Origin of the sequence: Microcystis sp. M53598_WE2 (genome assembly GCF_030067735.1) — a bacterium.
In the GTDB taxonomy this organism is placed as follows: Bacteria; Cyanobacteriota; Cyanobacteriia; order Cyanobacteriales; family Microcystaceae; genus Microcystis; species Microcystis aeruginosa.
The window spans coordinates 1-8,909 of the sequence record NZ_JASJFE010000364.1; the positions used below are offsets into that span (position 1 = coordinate 1).

Annotated in this window: 5 protein-coding genes and 1 pseudogene; 2 read left to right on the forward strand and 4 right to left on the reverse strand. The window is 45.2% G+C overall.

The genetic code is table 11. The features are described from left to right. Positions 1-302, forward strand: a pseudogene (locus PX636_RS07845) (endoribonuclease); the annotation flags it as partial. A gap of 125 nt (positions 303-427) precedes the next feature. Further along, complete coding sequence (locus PX636_RS07850; protein WP_002762767.1) at positions 428-844, forward strand: RidA family protein; 417 nt, start codon at positions 428-430, stop codon at positions 842-844. Positions 845-884: 40 nt separating this feature from the next. On the opposite strand, the gene PX636_RS07855 is transcribed toward PX636_RS07850, so the two are convergent. From PX636_RS07855 to smc, 4 genes are all read right to left on the reverse strand, one after another. Continuing rightward, complete coding sequence (locus PX636_RS07855; protein ID WP_004163413.1) at positions 885-2,765, reverse strand: DNA-directed RNA polymerase subunit gamma; 1,881 nt, start codon at positions 2,763-2,765, stop codon at positions 885-887. A gap of 146 nt (positions 2,766-2,911) precedes the next feature. Then, entirely contained in the window at positions 2,912-4,423 is a 1,512-nt protein-coding gene (locus tag PX636_RS07860) for a WD40 repeat domain-containing protein (RefSeq protein ID WP_041803821.1), read from the reverse strand. 42 nt (positions 4,424-4,465) lie between these two features. Further along, positions 4,466-6,046: a photosystem II high light acclimation radical SAM protein gene (locus tag PX636_RS07865; protein ID WP_125731924.1), complete on the reverse strand. Its 1,581-nt coding sequence runs from the start codon at positions 6,044-6,046 to the stop codon at positions 4,466-4,468. Positions 6,047-6,265: 219 nt separating this feature from the next. After that, a partial coding sequence (gene smc, locus PX636_RS07870) for a chromosome segregation protein SMC (RefSeq protein ID WP_288116673.1) occupies positions 6,266-8,909 on the reverse strand: 2,644 nt, incomplete at its 5' end.

An 8,909-nucleotide genomic window follows, 5' to 3' on the forward strand; every position in this document is an offset into this window, starting at 1 on the left:
AAGACGAGATTATTAAGCCTAACTCTAACTTTCAATATGAAGCTTTTAGAAAAATGTTGATGATAGTTATTGGTTTAGCAACATTAGAAAAAATTGAAAAAAAGTTAGAAAAAACCAGTAAAATTAGTGCTTTAAAAGGTGATCTCGGTAATCTAAAGAGAAGTCGCAATCGAGCGGCTCATACTCATACTAAAGGTACTTTGAGAACCTATGACGCTCCTTCTAAAACTAAACATGATTTTGATAGAATATATGCTTTGTTAACAGAGTTAGATGCAGAATTGCAGCGTCATAAGTGTTGACTTATTTCTCGTACAATCGCTTTTAGCGCACCTTCGACAAAGACAATCAGTCAAAATTAAACCCCCTAACCGGCGAAAATTAACTGCAAGCGATCGAAAAACTGGGAAAATATTCAATTGATTCAATGTCATCTTTTTTAACTATCCTGCCCATGAATAATCAGGTCATCCGTACTGATAAAGCTCCGGCCCCTGTGGGTCCCTATAATCAAGCGATCGCCGCTCCTGGTCCTTTTCTCTTTGTTGCGGGACAAATTCCCCTAGATCCCGTCACGGGTGAAATCGTCTCCGGGGAAATTAGCGCCCAAACCGAACAAGTTATGGCCAATCTAGAGGGCATTTTAACCGCTGCTGGGGCTAATTGGTCAAATGTGGTGAAAACTACCGTCTTTCTCTCGGATTTAGCCAATTTCGGGGCGATGAATCAAGTTTATGCCCGTTATTTCCCCCCGGAAACTGCCCCGGCCCGGGCCTGTGTGGAGGTGGCCCGTCTTCCCAAAGATGTGCTAGTGGAAATAGAATGTATTGCCGCTTTAGCCTAAAAATTAAGGTGGGCAATGCCCACCCTAAGGGAATCTCTCTCTAGACTACTAAAGCTTCTAGAATCGTCTTATTGTAGATAATTCGCCCTACAGTAGTACGCACATACTGAGAAATTATCTCACCATCTTTCTCGCGGGTTTTGCGCTCCCGATAATATTTCCAGATGCTGCCATCGGGGAGAGTTTCCGTTTCCAGGACTTCCTCATCGGGTTTATTGGTTTTCACCTTTTCTCCGACCGGTAAACGCAACCACACAGAAGCGTGCAGATCCACCAATCCCTGATCAAAAGCGCGAATAGCGTCATCCATGCTGGCGAAATAACGACCCCCACCCTTTTGGGCCTTGGGATTTTCGGCCGTGAGATAATAACAACCCAAAACCATATCCTGAGAAGGGGCAACAATCGGGCGACCGGTCGCCGGTGAGAGAATATTATGACAGGCCAACATCAATAAGCGCGCTTCCGATTGTGCCTCCAGGGAGAGGGGAATATGTACGGCCATTTGGTCCCCGTCAAAGTCAGCATTAAAAGCGGGACAGACGAGGGGATGTAACTGAATCGCCCGGCCCTCCACTAAGATCGGTTCAAACGCTTGAATGCCCAAACGGTGCAGGGTAGGAGCGCGGTTTAACATCACCGGGTGTCCCGTGATCACTTCATCCAAGACGTGCCAAACATTGGCATCCCCCCGTTGGATCATTTTCTTGGCTGCCTTGATATTATTGACGATGCCTAATTTAATTAAACGATGGATAACGAAGGGTTGGAACAATTCGATCGCCATTTCCCTGGGTAAACCGCATTGATAGATCTTCAATTTCGGACCGACAACGATAACCGAACGTCCCGAATAGTCCACCCGTTTACCGAGGAGATTTTGACGGAAACGCCCCTGTTTACCCTCGATAATATCCGATAAAGACTTCAGGGCGCGATTATTGGCCCCCACCACCGTGCGACCGCGACGACCGTTATCAATTAAAGCATCGACGGCCTCCTGTAACATCCGTTTTTCGTTGCGGACGATAATTTCCGGGGCGAGAATTTCTTGCAGACGGGATAAACGGTTATTGCGGTTAATCACCCGACGGTAGAGATCGTTCAGGTCAGAGGTGGCAAAACGGCCGCCGTCCAACTGCACCATGGGGCGTAAATCGGGTGGAATCACGGGAATTACGCTTAAAACCATCCATTCTGCCTGAGAACCCGTGGCGATAAAGTTATCGATTACCCGGAGACGTTTAATTAATTTTGCCCGTTTTTGCCCTTTACTTTCGACAATTTCCGTCCGCAGTCTTTCCGCTTCTTCTTCCAGGTTAATTTCCTGTAAGAGTCTTTGGATAGCCTCGGCCCCGATACCCACTTCAATGCCGACTAATTCCGAATCCTCTGCGTAGATTTCTTCTTCGATCTCTAACCATTGATCTTCGCTGAGGAGTTGTTTATAACTAAGATTGCCTGCGTTACCCGGATCGAGAACCACATAGGCATTAAAATAGACGATTTGCTCCACGTCCCGCAGGGGCATATCGAGCAGGATACTGAGATAACTGGGAATACCTTTGAGATACCAAACGTGGGTGACGGGGGCAGCTAATTTGATAAAACCCATGCGATGACGACGTACCCGCGACTCGGTGACTTCTACCCCGCAACGTTCACAGACAATTCCCCGGTGACGGACGCGTTTGTATTTACCGCACCAACATTCCCAGTCTTTGGAGGGGCCAAAAATTTTCTCGCAGAATAACCCATCCATTTCCGGTTTAAGAGTCCGATAGTTGATCGTTTCTGGTTTGGTTACTTCTCCGACGACTTGACCGTTAGGTAGGGTTCTTTCTCCCCATTGCCGAATTCTCTCGGGGGACGCTAAACCGATTTTGACGTAATCAAATCTTTGATCTGTTGGAGTCTTCATTCTGAATTTTTTACTATGGGTAATGATCTGGGTTGACAACTATTGGGCAGAAACGACAGTTAACTCAGTCACTTTTTCTTCGGGTCAAACTGGCCCGACCGAGTCCGGGACATTACATTATACAATTTTTCTAGTTCGATCGACCATTAAGTGATATTTTCCCAGATGGTGATGCTGCCGTCGGCCGCCGCCGCCGCTAGGTGGCAATAATCGGGGCTGAGAACTAAACTGGAAATTGGCGACGATCGCCCATTGGTGGCGCTGAGAGTTGCGATCGCCTGTTGATAATTGGCTAACCAGATTTTAACCTCTCCGTCGGTTCCCCCCGTCAATAACCATTGACCCTCCCCTCCGAATACCAAGCTTGTCACCTGACCATTATGGGCATTGATCACCCGAATTGGCGCAAAATGACCGCTTTTCTCTCGATCGTATTGCCAGATTTTCACCGTACCATCCACACAACCGGCGGCAATAATCTGACCATCGGCAGCGATCGCAAGACTCTGCACCGAAGAAATGTTACCTGATAAGACGGCGATTTTTTCTCCCGATCCCAATTGCCAGAGGGTGACAGTGCCATCACCTCCAGCTGCGGCGATAAAATCTTGATTAGGAGCCACTGCTAGGGCATAAATTGCCCCCAGACTGTCATAGGAACTAAATTCTTCGGTTTCCTGCTCTAAATTCCACTGTTTTAGGGTTTGATCGTAACTACCACTAACCAAAAAATGCCAACGGGGGGCAAAATCCAGGCCGTGAATCGAACCGAGATGACCGAGGAAAATTTGATTTAATTCCAGATTACTGGCATCGCTGGCTAAAGTCCATAATTTAACGGTTTGATCGAATCCTCCCGTTGCTAGATGATAATCGCCGTTTCCGGTGACTGCTAGGGCTAAAATGCCCTGATCATGAGCTTCCACCGTATTAATCAGGGTTCCTCTCGCAAAATCCCAGATTTTTAGGGTACGATCCCAACTAACGCTAATTAAAAACCGTTGATCCTCGGTAATTGCGATCGCCGTGATCATTTCCCGATGGGCGGTCAGACGGCGATAATAGTGCCAATGGGGTATATCGACGGGGGGGGAAGTGGGAGTTAAATTAAGGGCGGGTAGGGTGATTTGTGGCTCATTTTCCGCTTTTGTGGCGGGAATATCCGCCGATTCTTCGTTAATCGGCAAAATCTCTCTGTGTAAGCGACCGTAGGATTTTTCCAGATGTTCGATGCGTTCCAGCAGCGCGTTACGGTTGATGTATTGAATAATTTGATTGTAGGACTGTTCGAGGGCGAGAATATTCTCCTCTAATTCTGCGATGGCACTGGCGTTATCCCTGGCCACTGCGGGACTCAGGGACTGTATTTGGGCCGATAAAGCTTCTTTTTCTTCTTCCCACTGATCCTGTAAATGACCAGTCATCTCAGTTAAGCGTTGACGTTGCAGGGTTCTTTCTCGGAGACGATTGAGAATATTCAACCCGAAAGTCACTACCAGGAGGAACAAAGGCAAAAACCCCGCACCCATGGCGATAAGGGTAAGCAGGGTTAATCCTAGGGCGATATATTCCGCTAATTCTAGCCAATGGGGGCGATGGTCGGTCATTTTGCAGTTACCGGTAAAGGGATTTTGATCATCTCCTGATTTCAGACTCATGGTAACGCTAATTGCTGCCTTGGGATTGACTAAAATTAATTTTTAAGCAGGAGTTAAGACTTTTTTCTTAGTTTCTATCGGTGCGGTTAAAGCGGATTCTAAATCGGCCTTCCCTAGTCTTGCTTCCAAAATTTTCAGCACTTCCCGTCCAAAATCATCGGGATTTTGTTGCCATGCTTGCAGACAAACTTCGCCAAAAAATGACCCCAAAGGTTCAGGATTCCAGAGCAGTTTTTTGGCTGTCCAGGGCATTAAACTCATGGGATCGTAGTCGGGTTTAATAATTTCTTTTTTGAAGGCGTATTCTTCTAGATGGGTGTGGGGTTGTAGTCCGATAAAAAAGATAGCTGGTTCCACTTTATCGACTCCAAAAATATTTTCTAATTCCCGATGATAGGCGATAGTTTGACGAATAGTTTCTAGGGTTTCATCAATAACATTAAAGGAATAATTTACCGAAACCAGAGCATTAAAACCCGCCGCTTTTAAGTCTCGACAATTTTGCAGAACTGTCCGCAAATTATAGCCCATGCGCATTTTACGGACTAATTCCTGAGAACCACTGGTGATACCAATTTCAAAGTAGTTCATGCCTGTTTTTACCATTAAATCGCACAGTTTCGGAGTGAGATTATCGGCACGAATATAGGCAGCCCAACGTATATCTTTCATCCCAGAAGCGAGAATTTTTTCTAATAGTTCTTCCACGTCGTTGATAAATTTTCTGGTGGGGATAAATTGGGCATCGGTAAACCAGAAATTGCGAATGCCGCGGTCGTATAATTGGCGCATTTCCTTAACTACTTCATCCGCGGGATTAATGCGTACTTGTTTGCCCTCAACGACGGTATAGATGCAGTAGCAGCAGTTATGGGGACAGCCGCGCTTGGTTTGTACCCCGATATAAAAGTCGTTTTCTTGGAAATAGTAGGAAAATTCCGGCCAAATACTGGCGATATAGTCGTAGTTACAAGCGGATTTTTCTAAGGGGGTGGGGGATTCGTGGATTAAACGCGGCCGGGGTGTGGTTTCTCCGACCACATAACAACGTTCATCGCTAAAGTCCCGGCCGGAGAGGAATTTTTCTAGCAGGGTTTCCCCTTCTCCGACTGATACAATTGTTCCTGTGGGCAGTTTAGTTTTTAGTTGTTCGTAGAAAACACTGACGGCACCACCCCCGACGATAACTCGCGCTTCGGGATGGTATTTTCTGGCCCGCTGCAACCCTCGGCGAATTAGTCCCTGATTGCGCCATAATTCGCCGTAGTAGGCGGTTGTCACCTTCAAACCTCCTAAAGCACCTCGCAGCTTGATTAGGGGGTTTTTAGCGTAGTAAAATTCAAAGGCGTTTTGCAGGGGATTACCACCGCGACCACCGACGGGGGCATATATTTGAATATCCCGCCAGGAGAATACTAGCAGGGTGGGCCGAAATTCGTCAACACAGCGATCGAGTGCTTGGTTAAAGTCTAAGGGGGGGACGGTGCCAAGGTCAAAAATCCTTTGTTCGATGTCGGGGAATAGTTTATGAACGTGGTCGGAAAGATAAACGACACCGATGGGGAAAATGGGGTTACAGGGGAGTCTAACGTAGAGGATGCGTTGCGCTTGCGGTTGAGTCATGAGATTTCTGAATGGGACAGGGACGCATTCTGAGTAATCTTAATATAACTTAACTTTGCTGGGCTTGTCTGGCAGTTATCAGTTATCAGTTATCAGTTATCAGATGTGAGTTTTCAGTTCACTGTTTACTGTTTACTGAAAAGCTTCCCACTTCCCACACCCCACACCCCACACCCCACACCCTACACCCTACACCCCACACCCCACTTGCGTCTTAGGTTAAACTTTAATTCCTAGTACCTGTGTATGGGTTCCCCGCGCTTGGGTGACACCGATGGTTCTTTCGGAAGCTTCAATCATCGGCCGACGCAAACTAACGACAATAAATTGCGCTTGTTGTGCTTGTTTTTGAATCATTTTGGCCAATTTCTCCACATTGGCCCCATCTAAAAACATATCCACTTCATCAAACGCATAAAAGGGAGAAGGACGATATCTTTGTAGGGAAAAAATAAAGCTTAAAGCGGTTAAAGATTTTTCACCTCCAGACATGGAACTTAATCGCTGTACTGGTTTTCCTTTGGGATGTGCCACCAGATTTAAGCCACCATTAAAGGGGTCATTTTCGTCTTCTAGTTGTAAGTAACCATCGCCATCGGACAGGGTGGCAAATATGGTCTTAAAGTTTTCGTTAACAGCAGTAAATGCTTCCTGAAAAGCATTAAATCTGAGGGTGGTAAAGTTTTCTATCCGCAAAAGTAGTTCGGTTCTTTCTCCCTCTAGAGTTTGCAGTTTTTCTGATAGTTCATCTAATCTCTCTTTAGTTTTTTGGTGTTCTTCTAAAGCTAACATATTGACAGGTTCTAAAGCTGCTAATTTCTTTTGTAACTGCCGAATATCGCTTTGAATTTTCTCGAAATCTCGATCGCTTTCAGGAATTTCGGGCAAGGGATTGGGTAAGTCGCTTTCTAGTTGACTAATTTCTGTCTGTAAAGTGGTTAGTAATGCTTGTCTTTCCTCTTGATTGTTGACTAACTTTTCCGATTGCCAGATAGCCTGTTGTTGCTGGTTTTGTTGTTGTCGCAAAACTGTCTCTAATTGGTCTCTTTTTTGCTTGGTTTCCCCTAGTTGTTGCGATAATTGCTGTAAAGCTTGATTGATTTCTAAAATATGGCGATCAAGTTTTTCTATCTCCAGATTACCGATATTTCTCTGATTAACTGCATCGGTAATTATCCTGTCAATCTCAATAATTCTATCCGCAGACTCTTGACTTTTTTCCTCTAGTCTGATTTGTTGATTATGTAAATCTTTTAACTGTTCGCGGACTGTAGCGAGGTGATTTTCTTGGGTTTGTAACTCTAATTCTTGACTGCGAATTATTCCCTGTACCTGTTGCCATTCGCTATGGGTATGATTGGCCTCTAAAGCAGTTAATTTCTCCTGTTCTTGCTGTAAAGATAACTCTAACTCAGGAATTTCTCTGGTTAATACTTCTAACCGTTGACGAGAAATAGTAATTTCCTCTTGCTGACCCGATAATTGACGGTTTAAATCCTCTTTTTCTGTGGTTAAACGTTGTAAATCCTTGCTTAATTGTTGTAGAGATAATTGATTTTCCCGATGACTCTGACGGGTTTCGGTTAACTGTTGGGTTAACTGACTGATAAGATTATTAACTTGGGTGATTTTTTCTTCGTTGCGGGTAAGAATGCGATCGATTTCTGCTAATCTTTCCCGTAGAGATTCCGCTTCGCTAGACTCCTTCGGAGAAATTTTACCAAAACGCAGCCCCGATCGCGTCGGTTGGCTGCCTCCGGTCATAGCGCCAGTCATCTCTAATAACTCGCCATCCAAAGTAACGATGCGATATTGATTGATATAATAACGGGCAGAATCTATATCCTCGAAAACCACGGTACTGCCAAAAATATAGTTAAAAACCTCCCGATACTGGGATTGAAACTTAACTAAATTCACCGCTAAATCCAGATAACCCCGCGCGTGACGCAGAGAGGAAATATCCTGGGGACGGGGAGGACGAATTTTATTCAGGGGTAAAAAAGTGGCGCGACCGATGCGACGCTGTTTTAGCAAGGCAATTCCGGCAGCCGCAACGCTATCGTCTTGGACGACTACATGACCTAAACGACCTCCGGCGGCGATTTCAAGAGCAATTTGATAACGTTCCTCTACTTCGCCCAATTGTGCCACTAATCCGCATATTCCGGGCAAATCTGACTGTAATAATATTTGAGTAGCATAGGTTCCCTGGGCCTCCTGTTGCGCTTGCTTGGTCGCTTCCAGTTTATCTAATTCCCTCTGTTTGTCCCGTTGTTCCTTGAGCAGACGTTTTTGGGTGTCCTGACTGATGACGCGATTTTGTTCGGCAATGGTGAGTTTTTGGGCTAAATTTTGGATATCGGGATCCGATTGATTAATTTTTTGTAATATTTCTTGACTTTCTTCCGTTTTTGTGCTAATAACTTGCTCTAATTCTTGCAGACGTTGACCAGCTTCTACTATATTAGTTTGCAATCGATCGCATCTTTCGGTCAATTGGGCCCGTTGGCTACGGTAGGGGTTTAATTGTTCCTGAAGACGGGTAATATTGCGGGAAAGGTCACTTTGTTCTTTTACCCAAGCTTCTGACGCTTCTGCGAGACTACTTGCTTGCAGACGATGGGTTTCTAGGGTTTCCCTTGCGGTTTGGGTTGTCAGTAGGAGATTGGGTAAAATTTCAGTTTCTAAACGGCTTTTTTCAGCAGTAATCTGATTTAATTCGAGATTGTAGCGATTAATTTCCTCTAAAAGCCTGTTTTTCTGTCCCTGAGATTCTTTTTCGAGGTTTTCTAACTCTTTTTGTCGTTGTTGCTGTTGTTGTCGTTTGGCCTGTTGACTTGCTAATCGGGAAGTTAGGGAC

Excerpts from the sequence above, each read along its gene's own strand:
- PX636_RS07850 (WP_002762767.1), top strand. The coding sequence starts at position 428 with ATGTCATCTTTTTTAACTATCCTGCCCATGAATAATCAGGTCATCCGT.
- PX636_RS07855 (WP_004163413.1), bottom strand. The coding sequence starts at position 2,765 with ATGAAGACTCCAACAGATCAAAGATTTGATTACGTCAAAATCGGTTTA.
- PX636_RS07860 (WP_041803821.1), bottom strand. The coding sequence starts at position 4,423 with ATGAGTCTGAAATCAGGAGATGATCAAAATCCCTTTACCGGTAACTGC.
- PX636_RS07865 (WP_125731924.1), bottom strand. The coding sequence starts at position 6,046 with ATGACTCAACCGCAAGCGCAACGCATCCTCTACGTTAGACTCCCCTGT.